Origin of the sequence: Microbacterium testaceum StLB037, assembly GCF_000202635.1 — a bacterium.
Classification (GTDB): Bacteria; Actinomycetota; Actinomycetes; order Actinomycetales; family Microbacteriaceae; genus Microbacterium; species Microbacterium testaceum_F.
Window position 1 is genome coordinate 3,221,864 of sequence record NC_015125.1, and the last position, 16,825, is coordinate 3,238,688.

Annotated in this window: 17 protein-coding genes; 11 read left to right on the forward strand and 6 right to left on the reverse strand. The window is 70.9% G+C overall.

Annotated features, from left to right (window positions below):
• Positions 1-76: 76 nt before the first annotated feature.
• On the reverse strand, positions 77-595 hold the full coding sequence (locus tag MTES_RS14635) for a gluconokinase (protein WP_013586054.1): 519 nt from the start codon (positions 593-595) through the stop codon (positions 77-79).
• 26 nt (positions 596-621) lie between these two features.
• A complete protein-coding gene (locus MTES_RS14640) occupies positions 622-1,317 on the reverse strand; it encodes a FadR/GntR family transcriptional regulator (protein ID WP_013586055.1) in 696 nt (231 codons plus the stop codon).
• Between the two features lie 133 nt (positions 1,318-1,450).
• On the opposite strand from MTES_RS14640, the gene MTES_RS14645 reads away from it, so the two are divergent.
• From MTES_RS14645 to MTES_RS14655, 3 genes are read left to right on the forward strand one after another with little or no spacing between them, the layout of a single operon-like run.
• Positions 1,451-2,839 (forward strand): GntP family permease, encoded by a 1,389-nt coding sequence (locus MTES_RS14645; RefSeq protein ID WP_013586056.1) that lies wholly within the window; start codon positions 1,451-1,453, stop codon positions 2,837-2,839.
• Positions 2,836-3,615 carry an SDR family oxidoreductase gene (locus MTES_RS14650; protein ID WP_013586057.1) on the forward strand — a complete coding sequence of 260 codons (780 nt, stop codon included), beginning with the start codon at positions 2,836-2,838 and terminating at the stop codon, positions 3,613-3,615. Before MTES_RS14645 ends, MTES_RS14650 begins: the two co-directional genes overlap by 4 nt.
• Before the next feature lie 18 nt (positions 3,616-3,633).
• The gene (locus MTES_RS14655; protein WP_013586058.1) at positions 3,634-4,635 is read left to right on the forward strand and encodes a zinc-binding dehydrogenase; all 1,002 of its coding nucleotides are present in this window, start codon (positions 3,634-3,636) and stop codon (positions 4,633-4,635) included.
• A 52-nt stretch (positions 4,636-4,687) separates the two neighbouring features.
• On the opposite strand, the gene MTES_RS14660 is transcribed toward MTES_RS14655, so the two are convergent.
• Positions 4,688-5,599 (reverse strand): NAD(P)-dependent oxidoreductase, encoded by a 912-nt coding sequence (locus MTES_RS14660; protein WP_013586059.1) that lies wholly within the window; start codon positions 5,597-5,599, stop codon positions 4,688-4,690.
• Positions 5,600-5,710: 111 nt separating this feature from the next.
• Here MTES_RS14660 and MTES_RS14665 point away from each other — a divergent pair, with 111 nt between their 5' ends.
• From MTES_RS14665 to MTES_RS14680, 4 genes are all read left to right on the forward strand, one after another.
• Positions 5,711-6,766 (forward strand): D-2-hydroxyacid dehydrogenase, encoded by a 1,056-nt coding sequence (locus MTES_RS14665; RefSeq protein WP_013586060.1) that lies wholly within the window; start codon positions 5,711-5,713, stop codon positions 6,764-6,766.
• A gap of 42 nt (positions 6,767-6,808) precedes the next feature.
• On the forward strand, positions 6,809-7,600 hold the full coding sequence (locus MTES_RS14670) for an IclR family transcriptional regulator (protein WP_013586061.1): 792 nt from the start codon (positions 6,809-6,811) through the stop codon (positions 7,598-7,600).
• A 135-nt stretch (positions 7,601-7,735) separates the two neighbouring features.
• Positions 7,736-9,151, forward strand: a complete 1,416-nt coding sequence (locus tag MTES_RS14675; protein ID WP_043361495.1) for an MFS transporter — start codon at positions 7,736-7,738, stop codon at positions 9,149-9,151.
• The gene (locus MTES_RS14680) at positions 9,148-9,885 is read left to right on the forward strand and encodes a fumarylacetoacetate hydrolase family protein (protein WP_013586063.1); all 738 of its coding nucleotides are present in this window, start codon (positions 9,148-9,150) and stop codon (positions 9,883-9,885) included. The genes MTES_RS14675 and MTES_RS14680 overlap by 4 nt, the downstream gene beginning before the upstream one ends.
• A 6-nt stretch (positions 9,886-9,891) precedes the next feature.
• Here MTES_RS14680 and MTES_RS20005 read toward each other — a convergent pair whose 3' ends face one another.
• Positions 9,892-10,017 carry a hypothetical protein gene (locus MTES_RS20005; protein WP_013586064.1) on the reverse strand — a complete coding sequence of 42 codons (126 nt, stop codon included), beginning with the start codon at positions 10,015-10,017 and terminating at the stop codon, positions 9,892-9,894.
• A gap of 277 nt (positions 10,018-10,294) precedes the next feature.
• On the opposite strand from MTES_RS20005, the gene MTES_RS14685 reads away from it, so the two are divergent.
• Positions 10,295-10,924, forward strand: coding sequence for a 50S ribosomal protein L25/general stress protein Ctc (locus tag MTES_RS14685; protein ID WP_013586065.1), 630 nt, complete (start codon positions 10,295-10,297; stop codon positions 10,922-10,924).
• Between the two features lie 94 nt (positions 10,925-11,018).
• Complete coding sequence (pth, locus tag MTES_RS14690; protein WP_013586066.1) at positions 11,019-11,603, forward strand: aminoacyl-tRNA hydrolase; 585 nt, start codon at positions 11,019-11,021, stop codon at positions 11,601-11,603.
• Between the two features lie 64 nt (positions 11,604-11,667).
• On the opposite strand, the gene MTES_RS14695 is transcribed toward pth, so the two are convergent.
• A complete protein-coding gene (locus MTES_RS14695) occupies positions 11,668-12,192 on the reverse strand; it encodes a hypothetical protein (RefSeq protein ID WP_013586067.1) in 525 nt (174 codons plus the stop codon).
• Between the two features lie 116 nt (positions 12,193-12,308).
• Entirely contained in the window at positions 12,309-12,776 is a 468-nt protein-coding gene (locus MTES_RS14700) for a hypothetical protein (protein WP_013586068.1), read from the reverse strand.
• Between the two features lie 63 nt (positions 12,777-12,839).
• On the opposite strand from MTES_RS14700, the gene mfd reads away from it, so the two are divergent.
• Together mfd and MTES_RS14710 are read left to right on the forward strand one after the other, a co-directional pair.
• Positions 12,840-16,427: a transcription-repair coupling factor gene (gene mfd, locus MTES_RS14705; protein ID WP_013586069.1), complete on the forward strand. Its 3,588-nt coding sequence runs from the start codon at positions 12,840-12,842 to the stop codon at positions 16,425-16,427.
• A 13-nt stretch (positions 16,428-16,440) separates the two neighbouring features.
• The gene (locus MTES_RS14710; protein WP_013586070.1) at positions 16,441-16,815 is read left to right on the forward strand and encodes an SdpI family protein; all 375 of its coding nucleotides are present in this window, start codon (positions 16,441-16,443) and stop codon (positions 16,813-16,815) included.
• The last annotated feature ends 10 nt before the right edge of the window (positions 16,816-16,825 follow it).

Below are 16,825 nucleotides of genomic sequence, written 5' to 3' on the forward strand. Positions count from 1 at the left end.
GTATTCAGGTGCGAGGAAGGGTGGGCGATTCACGCGGGCCGCCTCCGTCACTGTATCGGCTCGGCCGTGGCGTGTTTCAGGGAGTGTCGGTGTCGAGGCCGAGGCGGTCGACGACGTCCTGCACCTGCTGGGCGGGGGTCAGGTCGAGGTCGACGCGGATCGCCCGCTCGTCGGCATCCGGGATCTCGAGGGTCTCGAACTGCGAGGTGAGCAGCGACGGGGGCATGTAGTGCCCCTGGCGGCGCAGGAGGCGTTCGAGCACGAGAGCAGGGTCGCCCATGAGCAGGACGAAGGTCACGTTGTCGCGGCGCAGCACGTCGCGGTAGCTGCGCTTGAGGGCGGAGCACGTGATGATCCCGGGACGTCCGGCGGCGGCCTGGCCGTCGATCCACGCCGCGACCCGGTCGAGCCACGGCCAGCGGTCGTCGTCGTTCAGTGCGTGGCCGGCGGCCATCTTGGCGACGTTGGCCTCGGGGTGCAGGTCGTCGCCCTCTTGGAAGTCCCAGCCGAGGCGCCCGGCGAGCATCCCCGCGACGGTGGATTTGCCGGTCCCGGCGGGACCCATGAACACGAGGACGGGGGGTGTGGCGACCATGAGCTCTCTCTTCGTCGATCGGTCGGTCAGATGGTGCGGCGGACTTCGGTGAGCACGGCCGCGACGTAGCGGCGCGTGTGCTCCTCGGCGGCGTCGGCGTCGGCGCGGCCGATCGCCGCGGCGGTCTCGACGTGGTTGTCGAGGGCGTCGGGATTCGGGATGCCGGGGGTCAGCCCGTGCAGCGCGCGGCCCTCGATCGCGGCGGCGATCGGCGCGCGGGCAGCCGCCAGCATGAGGTTGCCGCTGGAGACGAGGATCAGGTCGTGGAAGGCGATGTCGGCGGCGAGGTACTCGGGGGAGTTGCCGAGGCCGGCGGCGCCGAGGCGCGCGAGTTCGTCGGCCAGGCGGAGGAGCTCGCCGCGCTGGAGATCGGTCGCGCGGCGAGCGCTCAGGCGGGCGGCCACGGGCTCGATCGCCGCCCGTAGCTCGGTCGTGTTGGCGATGAGCTGGTCGCGGCGGCGTCCGGCGAGCTGCCAGCCGATCAGCCGGGTGTCCAGGGCGCTCCAGTCGTCGGCGGGGCGCACCGTGATCCCGACGCGGCGGCGCTGCGCGAGCATGCCCATCGCCTCGAGCACCCGCACGGCCTCGCGGACGACGGTACGGGAGACGGCGTACTCGGTCTCGAGGGCGGCGAGGGTCAGCACACGACCGGCGGGAAGGTCTCCATCGACGATGCGCATCCCGATGGCATCCACCAACGAGCCGTGCGACGCTCGCGCCATGTGCCCCTCCTTGGGTCCTTAGGTACGACCATATCTTGTCAAAAATATGATCATTGTGTGAGGATTCTGCGAACACTCTTCACGCGCGGCGTCGATCGGACTCCGCGCATCCCCCCGTATCAATGGAGATCCCTTGGAAGACTGGACGCAAACACTCGGCACCACGCCGTTGCTCCTCATCGCGGCGGGCGCGATCGCGCTCATCCTCGTGCTCATCATCTGGATGAAGGTGCACGCGTTCCTCGCGCTCATCATCGTCTCGCTCGTCACGGCGTTCGCCGCCGGCATCCCGGTCTCGGCCGTGGTGAAGACGTTGACGGACGGGTTCGGCGGAACGCTCGGCACCGTCGCGCTCCTCGTCGCTCTCGGCGCGATGCTCGGCAGGCTCATCGAGCACTCCGGGGGCGCGCAGGCCCTCGCCGACACCTTCGTCCGCTTCTTCGGCGAGAAGAGGGCGCCGTTCGCCCTCGGTATCGCGTCGCTCGTCCTCGGGTTCCCGATGTTCTTCGACGCCGGCCTCGTCATGATGCTGCCGATCATCTTCGCGATCGCCCGCCGCGTCTCGGGCAACAACGTGCTCCTGTTCGGCCTCCCCGCCGCCGCCGCGTTCTCGGTCATGCACGTGTTCCTGCCGCCGCACCCGGGTCCCGTCAGCGCGAGCGAGCTCTACGGTGCGAACCTCGGCATCGTCCTCATCGTGGGTCTGCTCATCGCCTTCCCGATCTGGTACCTCTCCGGCTACCTCTGGGGCAAGTTCATGGCGAAGCGGATCGTGCTTCCCGTGCCGGCGCTCTTCGGCGACGTCGACGCCGATCAGCCGGCGAACCCGCCGAAGCCCGGCACCGTCATCGCCGTGCTGCTGCTGCCGATGCTCCTCATCTTCCTCAACACCGGTCTCACCACCCTCGGTTCCGCCGGAGTGGTCGACACCGACAACACGTTCCTGCAGGTGCTCATCCTGCTCGGCAACTCGCCCGTCGCGCTGCTCATCACCGTGCTGGTCGCGACCGTGGTCTTCGGCTTCCGCCGCGGCGAGAACGGCACGGCGCTCGAGAAGGTCGTCGATTCGGCGCTCGGGCCCGTGGCATCCGTCATCCTCATCACCGGAGCCGGTGGAATGTTCGGTGGCGTCCTGCGCGCCTCCGGCATCGGCGATGCTCTCGCCGACAGCCTGAGCGACCTGGGGCTCCCGGTCATCGTGGCGGCGTACATCATCGCCGTCATCCTGCGCCTCGCGCAGGGCTCGGCGACGGTCGCCCTCGTCACCGCCGCGGGCCTCGCCGCCCCGGCCGTCATGGCGGGAGGGTTCTCCCCGCTGCAGGTGGCCGCGATCACGCTGGCCACCGCCGCCGGCTCGGTCTTCGCCGGTCACGTGAACGACTCGGGCTTCTGGCTCGTCGGCCGCCTGATGGGCATGGACGTCAAGACCACCCTGAAGACGTGGACCGTGCAGCAGACCATCGAGTCGGTGCTCGGCTTCGTCGCCGCCCTCGCCGTCTTCGGGATCGGAGCGCTCCTGTGACCCCCTCGAACGCCGACCTGTTCGCCGTCTCGGACCGCCTGGCTCTCGTCACCGGTTCCTCCCGTGGCCTCGGCCGCGCGCTGGCCCTCACCCTCGCCCGCGGCGGAGCCCGGCTCATCGTGCACGGAAGGGACGCGGATGCCGTGGAGCGCACGCGTGCCGAAGCCGAGGAGCTGTCGGGCCGGCCCGCGCACGCAGTGACCTTCGACGTCACCGATGCCGGGGCGGTGGAGAGCGCTGTCGCGCGGGTGCTCGAGGACATCGGCGTGCCCGACATCCTCGTCAACAACGCGGGCGTGCAGCGCCGCGCGCCCATCCACGAGTTCCCCGTCGCCGACTGGGACGACATCGTCGCGGCGAACCTCTCGGGCGTGTTCTACGTCTCGCGGTTCGTGACGCCCGCGATGGTCGCCCGCGGCTCGGGGAAGGTGGTCAACGTCGCCTCGGTGCAGTCGCGTCTCGCGCGCCAGACGATCGCACCGTACTCGGCGACGAAGGGCGGCGTCGCCCAGCTCACCGCCGGGATGGCCGCCGACCTCGCCCGTCACGGCATCCAGGTCAACGCGTTGAGCCCCGGCTATTTCGCGACCGAGATGAACCGCGACCTCGTCGACGACCCCGAGTTCACGCGCTGGCTGACCCAGCGCACGCCCGCGGCCCGCTGGGGCGACTTCGACGAGCTGCGCGGGGCGCTGCTGTTCCTCGCGTCCGACGCGTCGAGCTTCGTCTCGGGGCAGAACATCTTCGTCGACGGCGGGATGACGGCGGTCGTCTGACCGCGGAAAGGTCTGGCAATGAAATCGCTGCTGATCGAGAAGGCGCTGGCCGCCGCCGTGCACGATGTCGAGGTCCCCGAACCGCGCGAGGGGCAGGTCCGCCTGCGCGTGGAGTACGTGGGCATCTGCGGCTCGGATCTGCACTACTACTTCGAGGGCGCCAACGGCGCGTTCGTCGTGCGGGAGCCGCTCGTCCCCGGGCACGAGCTCTCGGGGCGGGTCGACCTCGACCCCTCCGGCGCTCTCGCTCCCGGAACGCCGGTCACCGTGCACCCCGCGCGCTTCGGCACGCCGCGCGAGGGCATCGAGGATGACCCGCACCTGTGGCCCGGGGGGTCCTACCTCGGCAGTGCGTCGACCTGGCCGCACACCCAGGGTGCGGCATCCGAATACCTGGTCGTCGAGGCCGACATGGTGCGGGTCCTTCCGGACGACCTGCCGGTGCGCCGGGCCGTCCTCGCCGAGCCGCTCGCCGTCGCCCTCCACGCGCTCGGCAAGGCCGGTCCGGTCGAGGGGCTCGAGGTCCTCGTGACCGGGTCGGGGCCGATCGGTCTCATGGCCGTCGCCGCGGCGGTCGCCGCGGGGGCTCGCGTCACGGCGACCGACGTGCTGTCAGGGCCGCTCGATCGGGCCGCGTCCCTCGGGGCTTCGGCGACCATCGACGTCTCCGTCGATGCGGTCGAGCCGAATGCCTACGCGGTCGTTCTGGAGTGCTCGGGCGTTCCGGTGTCGATCTCGACCGCGCTGAAGGCGGTCCGCCCCGGCGGCACCGTCGTGCAGGTCGGCATGCTCCCCGACGATCCGCGCCCGGTGAACCTCGCCCCCTTCATCTCGAAGGAGGCGCGCTACCTCGGGGCCTTCCGCTTCCGCGACGAGATCGATCAGGCGGTCGCGCTGCTCGCGGCGAACCCGGGGATCGAGAGCGCCCTCACGCACGAGTTTGCGGTGACGGATGCCGCCGATGCCTTCGCCACGGCGCGGGACTCGCAGCGCTCCGGCAAGGTCGTCTTCGCCCTCTGACCGACGAGAACGCCCCGGTGGTCGCGGCCACTGGGGCGTTCTCGGGCGTGCGTCAGTCGTCGCTGCGGACCGCCGTGAAGCGGCGCGTGACAGCGATGTCGCGCTCGCCGAGGCCGCGGTCGACGATCTCGTCGAAGGCTTTGCGCAGGGCCGGGAGCAGTGCCGGTCGCGTGTCGGTGGCGGAGGCGATGTCGGCGGCGAAGCGCAGGTCCTTCACCATGTAGCCGGCGATGCCGCTGGGGGAGTCGTCGCCGCTCACGAGCTTCTCGCGTCGGCTGTTCAGCAGGTTCGATCCCGCGTACCCGCCGCCGAGGAGTTCCCACAGCGCGGCGGGGTCGACCTCGGAGCGCGCGGCGAGCTCGGTCGCCTCGCCGAGCGCGAGGATGGTCGCGGCCACGACCATCTGATTGCACGCCTTCGCGACCTCTCCCGCGCCGAGCGGGCCGAGGCGCACGGGGGTGCCGCAGGGAGCGAGAAGGGCCGCGGCGAGATCGGTGTCGTCGCTCTCGCCGCCGAGCATGATCGACAGGGTCCCGGCCTTCGCTCCGTCCTCGCCGCCCGAGACCGGACAGTCGACGACCCGGATGCCGTCGGGCAGCCGTTCCGCCAGCTCGCGCACGCCGACGGGGGAGGACGTCGACCCGATCATCACGAGGAAGGGGCGCCCCTCGACGCCCGCGAGCAGTCCGTCCGGACCGTCGAGGTTCTCCTCGAGCTGCGGGAGATCGGGGAGCATCACGAGGATCGCGTCCGTGGCGGCGGCGAGCTCCCGCGCGGTCGACGCCCAGTCGGCCCCCGCCTCGATCAGCGCGGGGCGCTCGCGGCGAGCGTGGACGACGAGGGCTCCGCGCGCCGACAGCAGGTGCTGCGCCATCGGCTCGCCCATCGCGCCCAGGCCCCAGACGCCGAGGCGCACCTCGGAAGCGGGCGGGAACGGGCCGGTCTCTTCGTCGAGCGTGGTCATGTCGGCATCCTATCGGCTGGACAACGGGTTGAACAGGGTTCAGTATGGTGAACGACGATTCGGTGAGATCGCGGCTGATGACCAGTTCCGCGGCGAGAGGAGACGACGACGATGTCGACACGGGAAAGCCTACGCGCGGTGGTGGCGGTGCCCCTGAAGGAAGAGCACTGCCGGCTCATCGAGCGCCTCGAGCCGCGCATCGAGCTCATCCGGGACGCCTCTCTGACGCGCCCGATGCGCGGACCGGCCGACTGGTCCGGAGACCCCGACCACCGGCGTTCCGCCGACGAGCAGCGCGCGTTCGACGAGATGGTCGACTCGGCCGAGGCGCTCTTCGGCATCCCGGACGTCGACCCGGCCGCCCTCGCCCGAACCGTCGCGGCCAACCCGGACCTGACGTGGGTGATGACGACCGCCGCCGGGGGAGGGGGCCAGGTCAAGGCCGCCGACCTCGACCGGGCCGCTCTCGATCGCATCGTCTTCACCACCAGCGCGGGAGTGCACGGGGGACCGCTCGCCGAGTTCGCGGTGTTCGGCGTCCTCGCCGGAGCCAAGGATCTGCCGCGCCTCGCGCAGCAGCAGACCGAGCATCGCTGGACCGACCGCTGGGAGATGCGCCAGGTCGACGAGCTGACCGTTCTCGTGGTGGGACTCGGCGGCATCGGCGCCGAGTGCGCACGCCGCTTCCACGCCCTCGGTGCGGAGGTCTGGGGGACGACGCGCTCGGGCACCCCGGTCGAGGGGGTCGACCGTCTCGTCCCGCTCGACGAACTGGCGAGCGCGGTGGCGGAGGTGGATGCCATCGTCGTCACGCTTCCCGGGACGGATCAGACGCACCACCTCATCGGCGCCGAGGTGCTCGCCGCGGTGAAGCCGGGGGTGATCCTCGCGAGCGTCGGCCGCGGGACCGTGATCGACGAGGAGGCGCTCCTGGCGGCCCTCGACGACGGTCGCGTCTCGTTCGCCGCCCTCGACGTCTTCGAGGTGGAGCCGCTCCCGAGGGAGTCGCCGCTCTGGCGGCATCCGAAAGTCCTCGTGAGCCCGCACACCGCGGCCCTGAACGGCAAGGAGGAGGAGCGCATCGCGCGACGCTTCGCCGAGAACGCCACGCGCCTGCTCGACGGCGAGCCGATGCGCGCGGTTGTCGATACGGTCGAGTTCTATTGACCTGTCGCGGCCCTCGCGACGCCGGCACGACGGGAGGTCGCCGTGAGCGATGACGAAGCGAGCGCGATCGCGCGCGACCCGGCGCCCGCCGTCGGCCGCAGTATCCGCCTCCTGGGTCTCCTTGCCGAGGCGGGACGCGCGCTGACGCTCACCGAGCTCGCCGCGGGCCTAGGACTGGCGAAGTCGTCGACCGCGAACCTCTGCCTGTCGCTCGAGGCGGGTCGCATGATCGAGCGCGTGCCGCTCGGGTACCGCCTCGGCATCCGCACGGCCGAGCTCGGCGGGGCCTTCGCCGCGCAGTTCAACCAGGTGCGTGAGTTCTACGCCGTGTGCGAGACCTCTCCGGCGCTGGCGTCCGAGCTCGTGCAGGTCGCGGTGCTCGACGACGCCGATGCCCTCTACCTCGCGCGCTACGAGGGGTCCCGATCGGTGCGCCTGGGAACGCCGCTGGGCTCGCGCCTGCCCGCCGCTCTGTCGGCGACCGGGCGTGCGCTGTTGATGACGCGCAGCGACGACGACGTCCGTGCTCTCTTGATGCGCGGTCCACTGCCCCGGCTCACCGAGCACAGCACGGTCGACGTCGACGCCGTGATCGCCAAGCTCGCCGCCGCGCGCGAGCGCGGGTGGTCGGTCGACGAGGAGGAGTCGTTCCGCGGCATCGTCGGCGTCGCCGTCCCGCTCGAGGGCTGGGCGCCGGGCGATCCACAGCTCGCTCTCGGTGTCGGCATCCCGGTCGCGGATGCCACGCCCGAACGCGTCGCCCGTGTCGGCACCGCGCTGCGCGAGGCCGCCCGCGCGCTCACGAATCCGTTCAGCGCGTCGCGCTCGGCCTGACGCGCGCCCCGTTCGCCTCGGAGGGGGCGGTGTTCGTGCTGCCCTGACGGTGTCGGAAACAGATTCTTCAGTTCAACATGTTGAACTGTGTCCACTCCGTTGGTACAGTCGCACCACCCCAGCCGATCGAAGGAGATGGCCGTGACCACTGCATCCACACCGACGCCGCAGCCGACGGATGATCCCGAATACGCCGCGAATCTGCGCCGCGCAACGCTCGCCTCGAGCATCGGCAGCGCGCTGGAGTACTTCGACTTCGCGCTCTACGGCCTGTCGACGGCCCTGATCTTCAACGTCCTGTTCTTCTCTCAGGACAACCCCGCCCTCGCCACGGTCGCCGCCTTCGCGACCTACGGCGTCGGCTTCCTCGCCCGCCCCTTCGGTGGGCTGTTCTTCGGTGTCCTGGGCGACAAGCTCGGCCGCAAGTGGGTCCTGGTCATCACGATCCTCCTGATGGGCGGGGCCTCCACGGCCATCGGCCTCCTGCCCACCTACGAGGCCGTCGGCATCCTCGCGCCGATCCTGCTCGTGGTCATGCGCCTGCTCCAGGGTTTCGGCGCCGGTGCCGAGCAGGCGGGGGCCACCGTGCTCATGGCGGAGTACGCCCCGGTCAAGCGCCGCGGATTCTTCTCGGCGCTGCCCTTCATCGGCATCCAGGCCGGCACCCTGCTGGCGGCCGTGGTCTTCAGCCTCATCTCCCTGCTCCCCGAGGACCAGCTCCTCAGCTGGGGCTGGCGCGTGCCGTTCCTCGCCTCGTTCGTGCTCATCCTGCTCGCGCTGTTCATCCGCATGCGTCTGCGCGAGACCCCGACCTTCATCGAGCTCGAGAAGAGCGAGCAGATCGCCGAGCATCCGGTCCGCGACATCTTCACGCGCGGTCTGCCGGGCATCATCGTCGGCATCGGCCTGCGCATGGCCGAAAACGGCGGCTCGTACATGTTCAACACCCTCGCGCTGACGTTCTTCGTCGCCTCGGTGGGCGGTCAGGCCGACCGGAGCCTCCTCACGTGGGGTGTCACGCTCGGATCGCTCATCGGCATCTTCTCGGTGCCGCTGACCGGCGCCCTCTCCGACCGCATGGGCCGTCGCACCGTCTACCGCGCCGGCGCGCTCTTCATGCTCGTCTTCACGTTCCCGGCCTGGTGGCTCATCTCGCTCGGCAGCTACCCGATCACCATCGCGGTCATCGCGATCGGTATCGGCGTCGCGGTCAACTCGATGCTCGGACCCCAGTGCGCCATGCTCCCCGAGCTGTTCGGCAACCGCCACCGCTACCTCGGTGTCGCGATGGCACGTGAGATCTCGGCGGTCCTCGCCGGCGGCCTCGCGGGCGTCCTGGGCGCGTACATCATCGCCGTGAGCGGGGCGAACTGGCTCCTGCTCGCGATCTACATGGCCACCCTCGCGCTCATCACGACCGCATCGACGTTCCTCGTCCCCGAGACCCTCCGTCGCGACCTCACGCGCACCGACGACGCGATCAAGGTGTCGCGCGACGAGGCCGGCGAGGGCGTGGATGCCACGACCGTGACCGTCCGGACCATCCGATGACCCGCATCGCCCGCGTGCAGACGCCCGACGGCGTGCGCGTCGTCCGGGTGGACGGCGACCGGTTCATCCCGATCCACGACCCCTACGTCGCGTTCGCGAAGGGGGAGGACGTGACGGATGCCGGGACCCCGGTCACCGGCACGCTCCTCGCCCCGTGCGCGCCGACGGTCGTGGTGGGGATCGCCCAGAACGGACCGGACCACGCCTCGCCCGTGCAGGCGTGGCTGAAGAGTCCCCGCACCGTCACGGGACCGGATCAGGCGGTGACCCTGCGCCGCGACGCCGGCACGACGGTCGCCGAGGCGGAGGTCGCGGTCGTGATCGGTCGCGACACGACGGGGCTGACGAGCGAGAACGCGCACGAGTACGTGCTCGGCGTCACGGCCGTGAACGACCTCTCGAGCCCGGATCGCTCGGTCCTCGACCCGCGTAATTTCGAGGCGAAGTCGGGAGAGGGGTACACCCCGCTCGGTCCGTTCATCGACACCGGCATCGGTCTCGAGGACGACGTGTCGCTGAGCCTCGTGGTCGACGGGGAGCCGGTCTGCGAGACGTCGGCGGGGCGCTACCCGATGTCGCTGCGGGCGTGCCTCGCGTACGTCGCGGGATGGACGACGCTGGGCCCCGGGGACGTGATCATGATGGGTGCGCCGTTCTCGGCATCCCCCATCCGACCCGGAGTCGCGGTCGAGGTCGTCGTGGGCGAGCTGCGGCTGCGAACCCCGACGGCCTGACGCGCGTCAGTGCTTCTTGTAGCCGGCGTTGCGACCCATCGAGAAGAGGGCGCCGATCGCGCCGATGCCGCCGAGCAGAGCGACACCGCCGATGACCCAGAGCACGACGTGGGAGAAGAAGCCGCTGTCCATGATGATCCTTCGGGTCGGTGGGACTCGATTCTACCGGCGCGCTCCGGTGCTCCTCGACACGCGCGGGTCGTGCGGCAGCGATCGCACTGGTAGACTTCCCGGGTACTTCGGCGAGGGACTGTCGCACACCGGCTGGTGAACGTGGCATCCGTGATCGACGCGGTGATGCAGGCCCCCGGCTTTCCTCACGCGCTCGCGTTCGAGTCGAATCCAGACCACCGGTGCGGGCCGTGTTCCGCCCCTGAGCTGCGGGCCGCACGCCCGCGAGGAGAACATCATGTCGGAAGACAACAAGGTCGTCGCGGAGCTCCGCGAGAACTTCGGCAAGGGCTTCGCCCGTCGCCTCCGCGCCGCGGGCAAGATCCCGGCCGTCATCTACGGTCACGGCACCGAGCCCCAGCACGTCGCGCTGCCCGGTCACCAGACCGCGCTGCTCATCCGTCGCGCCAACGCTCTGCTCGACCTCGACATCGCGGGCAAGAGCCAGCTCGTCCTGGTCAAGGACGTGCAGAAGGACCCCGTGCGTCAGATCATCGAGCACATCGACCTCATCGTCGTGAAGAAGGGCGAGAAGGTCCAGGTCGACGTCCCCGTGGTCGTCGTCGGCGAGCCCTTCTCCGGCACCATCGCGATGCTCGACGCCACCACCGTGTCGCTCGAGGTCGAGGCCACCCACATCCCGCAGAACGTCGAGGTCGACGTCGAGGGCGCCGAGGACGGCACGCAGATCACCGCCGCCGACCTGAAGCTCCCCGCCGGTGCGAGCCTCGTGACCGAGCCCGAGACCCTCATCGTGGGCGTCTCGGTGCCGCTCGACACGCTGGCCGCTGAGGAAGAGATCGCCGAGGCTGACGCCGAGGTCGCCGAGGAGCAGTCCGAAGAGGCCGAGGCCGCCGACAACAACTGACACCGGACGGCTGCGACTCGCAGTTCGTCGACGAGGGGGCGCGTTCTTCGCGCCCCCTCGTTTCGTTTCCGGCTGACCCGGAAGAATGGATGCCATGGCAGACACGTGGGTGATCGTGGGACTCGGCAACCCGGGTCCGCGTTACGAGGCGACCCGGCACAACATCGGCCAGATGGTCGTCGACGAGCTCGCGGCGCGGCGGAGCGAGGCCTTCCGCGCGCACAAGGCGAATGCCCGCGTCGCGGAGACGTGGCTGCGACCGGGCGGCCCCAAGCTCGTCCTCGCGAAGCCCAACAGCTTCATGAACGTCTCCGGGGGCCCCGCCGCGGGCCTCGCGCGCTTCTACGACGTCGACCCGGAGCGCGTCGTCGTCGTGCACGACGAGCTCGACATCCCGTTCGACACCGTGAAGCTCAAGACCGGCGGAGGCCACGGCGGCCACAACGGCGTGCGCGATGTCGCCAAGGCGCTGGGCACCCCGGAGTTCCCGCGCGTCCGGGTGGGCATCGGGCGGCCCGTCGGTCGGCAGGATCCCGCGGACTGGGTCCTCGACCCGTTCGGGGCGACCGAGCGTCAGACGCTGCCGATCCTGATTTCGGATGCCGCGGACGCCGTCGAGATGCTCGTCGAGGAGGGGCTGGTCGCCGCGCAGCAGCGCTTCCACGCCCCGCGCGCCTGAAGCCCGCCCCCGTCACGACGGAAGCCCCGGCCGTTCGGCCGGGGCTTCCGCGTCGCTGAGGGACTCAGCCGATGGTGTTGGCGTACGGAGCCGCTCCCGCGGCCGCGCCGGCGCCGAAGATCACGGCGACCACGATGCCGCCGAGGACGGCGAGGACGATCGCCGCGATACCGAATCCACGGCCCCGGTTCTTCACGGCGGCGATGATGCCCTGGATGAAGCCCCAGAGCCCGAGGGCACCGAAGACGAGGAAGCCGGCGACCGCGAGCAGACCCGCCGTGGCCGCGGACTGCTGCTCGCTCGCGGAGAGGTTCGACGGGTCGATCTGCGGGGTGCCGTCGGGGCCGGTCGTGGCGTACTGCACGAGAGCGCCGCTCTGCATACCGCCGATGAACGCGAGGATCGAGCCGATCACGATGGCGGCGAGGGCCACCACGAAGGCGATCAGACCGAGGCGGTTCGAGGGCTTCTGCGGAGCCGCAGCGGGGGGCTGGTGGGCCGGGGCCGCGGGGTAGCCGGCCTGGGCGGCGTCCGCGCGCGTCGCGGGGGGAGGGTTGTACGGCTCGGGGGGCGGCGGCGTGCTGCTCACGGGGGTGCTCCTTCGATCGTGGGATGGGATCATCCCGTGGCCGCGAGTATAGGGAAGGCCTTCCGTTTCTGAGAACGAGCTGGACGCGCGTCGCGAAACACGGTAACAACGACGACTCAGGTGAGGCTGCCGCCCGAATCGGCGAGGGTTCCCGCGCCGGCGGCGAGCGCGAGGGCGACGAACGCGGCGAAGATGACGGGGCCGAGGGCGGCGAGGACGATCGCGACGATGCCCATCGGGCGCCCGCTGTCGCGCGCGGTGGCGATGATCCCCACCACGAGTGCGGCGATGCCGAGGACCGTTCCCGTCCAGAACGCCACCTCGACGACGAGCACGAGATCGCGCACGGGGCTCAGCACCCGCAGATCGATGTTCTGCCCACCCTGGGCGACGATCTGGGCACCGGCGCCGCGTGCGACCCGGAAGGCGGCGAAGCCCGCCACGGCGGGGGCGACGACCATGCTCAGGATGCCGGCGACGAGCGCGAAGGCCCCGAGCGGGCGCCGCTTCTTCGACGACGGCGGGGGAGCCAGGAGCGTCCCGGTCGCGGGGGCGACGTACGGGGCGGCGAAGGGCGACGACATGCCAGCACTCTACGAGACGCGCGCGCCGACCCGGTGTCGGTACCCCCGCGTAGACTTTCCCGAGTGACAGTTCCCGGGATCGTGCGCGCCCTCGAGCAGGCTGAGTCGTATCGTGAGGCCGCATCCGCGGCATCCGTCGACCTGTCTCTCTCCCTCGTCGACGGGCTCGATGCCCCCGTCATCGCGGGCCTCGTCGAGCGTCGCCGTGCCGCGGGTGACCCGGGCGCCGTTCTGGTGATCGCCCCGACCGGTCGACGGGCCGAGTCGCTGGGGCCGGCCCTGGATGCCGTGCTCCCCGGCGCTCAGGTGCTGCACTTCCCCGCGTGGGAGACGCTGCCGCACGAGCGCCTCAGCCCGAGTCCTGAGACGGTCGGCCGTCGCCTCGACGTGCTGCGCCGCATCGCGGCCTGGAACGGCGAGGCGCCGCTGGTCGTCACGGCATCCGTCCGCAGCGCCCTCCAGCCCCTCGCGCCCGGTCTCGGCGACGTCGCCCCGGTCGAGCTCACGGTCGGGGGCCGCGGTCACGAGCTCGAGGCGGTGACCACGCGGCTCGTCGAACTGGCGTACCACCGGGTCGACATGGTCTCGCGGCGCGGGGAGTTCGCGGTGCGCGGCGGCATCCTGGACGTCTTCCCGCCGGTGGCCGATCACCCCTACCGCGTCGAGTTCTTCGGCGACGAGGTCGACCAGATCCGCGCCTTCTCGGTCGCCGACCAGCGCTCGCTCCCGGGCGAGGTCACCACCGTGACGCTCGTCCCCAGCCGAGAGCTTCTGCTCACCCCCGCGGTGCGGGCGCGCGCCGCCGCGCTCCGCGACGCGTACCCGGGCCTGCGTCAGCTGCTCGAGAAGATGGCCGAGGGCATCCCCGCCGAGGGCATGGAGTCGCTGATCCCGGTGCTGATCGACGACCTCACCACCCTGGTCGACTACCTCCCTGGCGGCAGCGCCGTCGCCCTCGTCGATCCCGAGCGCTCGCTCGCCCGCGCGACCACGCTCGGTGACACCAACCGCGAGTTCCTCGAGGCCGCCTGGTCGGCGGCCACCGCGGGGGCCGACACCCCGGTCGACCTCGACTCCGGCGACTTCGTGACGCTCGACGACCTGCACGAGCGCGCGAGCGGTCGCGGGGGAGTGTGGTGGCAGTTCAGCGCCTTCGATTCGGGAGCGGCGGATGCCGAGGACGAGGGCCTCACGGTCGGCGACGACTCCGCGCACCGGATCAAGGCCGACGCCGTCCCCTCGTTCCAGGGCAATGTCGAGGGGGCCACGGCGCACGTCGGGGAGCTCCTCGCCGACGGCTGGGCGGTGATCGTCACGGCATCCGGTCCGGGAATGGTCGATCGCGCGCGCGACGTGCTCGCGGAGCGCGGGATCGCGGCGAGGCGCGTCGATGACGTCCTCACCCCGCCCGAGCCCGGCGTGGCGCACGTGGTGTGCGCTCCGCTCGAGCGCGGCTTCGAGCTCACCGAGGCGCGGTTCGCCGTCATCACCGAGACCGAGTTCTACGGCCGCTCGGTCAGCGGCGACAACCGGGGTGTCAAGAAGCTGGCGTCGCGGCGGCGGAACGTCGTCGACCCGCTGCAGCTCAAGCCCGGCGACGTGGTGGTGCACGCCACGCACGGCATCGGGAAGTTCCTCGAGCTGACCCAGCGCGAGGTCTCCAGCGGCGGCCGCAACGCGGTGAAGACGACGAAGGAGTACCTCGTCCTCGAGTACGCGCCCGCCAAGCGCGGCTACCCGGGCGACAAGCTGTTCGTGCCCACCGACCAGCTCGACCTGCTGTCGAAGTACGTCGGCGGCGAGGCTCCGACCCTCTCGAAGATGGGCGGCAGCGACTGGGCCGCGGCGAAGGGACGCGCGCGCAAGGCCGTCCGCGACATCGCGGTCGAGCTGGTGAAGCTGTACTCGGCGCGCATGGCGTCCAAGGGCTACGCCTTCGGTCCCGACACGCCCTGGCAGCGGGAGCTCGAGGAGGCCTTCCCGTTCGCCGAGACGCAGGACCAGCTGCAGACGATCGACGAGATCAAGGCCGACATGGAGAAGCCGATCCCGATGGATCGCCTTCTTTCCGGCGACGTCGGCTTCGGCAAGACCGAGGTCGCCGTGCGCGCCGCGTTCAAAGCGATCCAGGACGGCAAGCAGGTCGCGATGCTCGTGCCGACGACCCTGCTCGTCAAGCAGCACCTCGAGACCTTCGCCGAGCGTTTCGCCGGATTCCCTGTCACGGTACGCCCGCTTTCGCGCTTCCAGACCGACAAAGAGGCGAAGGCGACTCTCGCGGGTCTCACCGACGGCACGGTCGACATGGTCATCGGGACCCACCGCATCCTCACCGAGAAGGTGATCTTCAAAGACCTGGGACTCATGATCATCGACGAGGAGCAGCGCTTCGGTGTCGAGCACAAAGACCAGCTGAAGAAGCTCAAGACCAACGTCGACATCCTCGCCATGAGCGCCACGCCCATCCCGCGCACGCTCGAGATGGCCGTCACCGGGATCCGCGAGATGTCGACCCTGGCGACTCCTCCGGAGGATCGGCATCCGATCCTCTCCTACGTCGGGCCGCGCAACGACAAGCAGATCGCGGCGGCCATCCGTCGCGAGCTGCTGCGCGAGGGCCAGGTGTTCTACGTGCACAACCGCGTGTCGTCGATCCAGCGCGTCGCCGCCCACCTCGCCGAGCTCGTCCCCGAGGCGCGGATCGTCGTCGCGCACGGCCAGATGGGCGAACACGCGCTCGAGCAGGTCGTCGACGACTTCTGGGAGCGTCGGGCCGACGTGCTCGTGTCGACCACCATCATCGAGACCGGCCTCGACATCTCGAACGCGAACACGATCATCATCGACCGCGCCGACAAGTACGGCCTCTCGCAGCTGCACCAGCTGCGCGGGCGCGTCGGGCGCGGCCGCGACCGCGCGTACGCCTACTTCCTGTACGACGAGATGAAGCCGCTGTCCGAGACCGCGGCCGACCGCCTCGAGACGATCGCCGTGAACAACGACCTCGGCTCGGGCATGCAGGTCGCGCTCAAAGACCTCGAGCTGCGCGGCGCGGGAAACCTCCTCGGCGCCGAACAGGCCGGCCACATCGCCGGCGTCGGGTTCGATCTCTACCTGCGCATGATCGGCGAGGCCGTGTCGACCTTCCGCGGCGAAGACGTGGACGGTCCGACCGAGCTGCGGCTCGAGCTGCCGGTCGATGCGCGCCTGCCCGAGTTCTATATCGACAGCGAGCGCCTGCGCCTCGAGGCGTACCAGAAGCTGTCGGCCGCGGCATCCGCCACCGCCAAGGACGACGCGATCGACCTCGTGGTCGAAGAACTGCGCGACCGCTACGGCGAGCCTCCCGCCGAGGTCGAGGGTCTCGTCGCGATCGCACGCCTGCGCCGCCGGGCCGCGCAGGCGGGTCTCGCGGATGTCGTGGCGATGGGATCGAACCTGCGCATCGCGCCGGCGAACCTCGCGGACTCGATGCGCGTGCGCCTGCAGCGGCTGTACCCGAAGGCGAAGCTCGTCGCCGGTGGGGATGCCATGGTCGTGCCGCTCCCACAGGACGCCGACGACGCGAACCTCATCGCGTGGGTGCGTCAGCTGCTCGACGCGCTGTGGCCGCTCCCCGCGGAGAAGACCGCCGAGACGGCCTCGGTCTGAAAGGACGGATGCCGTGACCGTCGGACTCGTCGTCGTGAGCGTGATGATGCTCGCGACAGCCGCGCTCATCCTGTGGATGGCTCGGCGAGCCGCGGCGGGCACCCTCCCACGCAACGACTTCGCCGGCATCCGGACTGCGGCCACCCGCTCCTCCGACGAGGCGTGGATCGCCGCGCACCGGGCGGGAGCCGCCGACCTGCGGCGTTCGGTGGTCGGCGCGGCCATCGCCGGTACGGTGCCATGGGTCTCACTCGCCCTGCCCGAGTCGGCGCGCGAGCCCGTCGCGGCCGCCGGCATCCTCGCCGGAGCCGCCGTTCTCGTCGCCTTCTCGGTACGTGCGGCGATCGTGGGCCAGCGCGCGGCGCTCGCGGTGATCGATCGGCGCTGATGAGCGGGAG

Coding starts and splice junctions, on each gene's coding strand:
- MTES_RS20005 (WP_013586064.1), bottom strand. CDS start 10,017: ATGGACAGCGGCTTCTTCTCCCACGTCGTGCTCTGGGTCATCGGCGGT.
- MTES_RS14660 (WP_013586059.1), bottom strand. CDS start 5,599: ATGACCACGCTCGACGAAGAGACCGGCCCGTTCCCGCCCGCTTCCGAG.
- MTES_RS14635 (WP_013586054.1), bottom strand. CDS start 595: ATGGTCGCCACACCCCCCGTCCTCGTGTTCATGGGTCCCGCCGGGACC.
- pth (WP_013586066.1), top strand. CDS start 11,019: ATGGCAGACACGTGGGTGATCGTGGGACTCGGCAACCCGGGTCCGCGT.
- MTES_RS14655 (WP_013586058.1), top strand. CDS start 3,634: ATGAAATCGCTGCTGATCGAGAAGGCGCTGGCCGCCGCCGTGCACGAT.
- MTES_RS14680 (WP_013586063.1), top strand. CDS start 9,148: ATGACCCGCATCGCCCGCGTGCAGACGCCCGACGGCGTGCGCGTCGTC.
- MTES_RS14665 (WP_013586060.1), top strand. CDS start 5,711: ATGTCGACACGGGAAAGCCTACGCGCGGTGGTGGCGGTGCCCCTGAAG.
- MTES_RS14640 (WP_013586055.1), bottom strand. CDS start 1,317: ATGGCGCGAGCGTCGCACGGCTCGTTGGTGGATGCCATCGGGATGCGC.
- MTES_RS14700 (WP_013586068.1), bottom strand. CDS start 12,776: ATGTCGTCGCCCTTCGCCGCCCCGTACGTCGCCCCCGCGACCGGGACG.
- MTES_RS14685 (WP_013586065.1), top strand. CDS start 10,295: ATGTCGGAAGACAACAAGGTCGTCGCGGAGCTCCGCGAGAACTTCGGC.
- MTES_RS14675 (WP_043361495.1), top strand. CDS start 7,736: ATGGCCGTGACCACTGCATCCACACCGACGCCGCAGCCGACGGATGAT.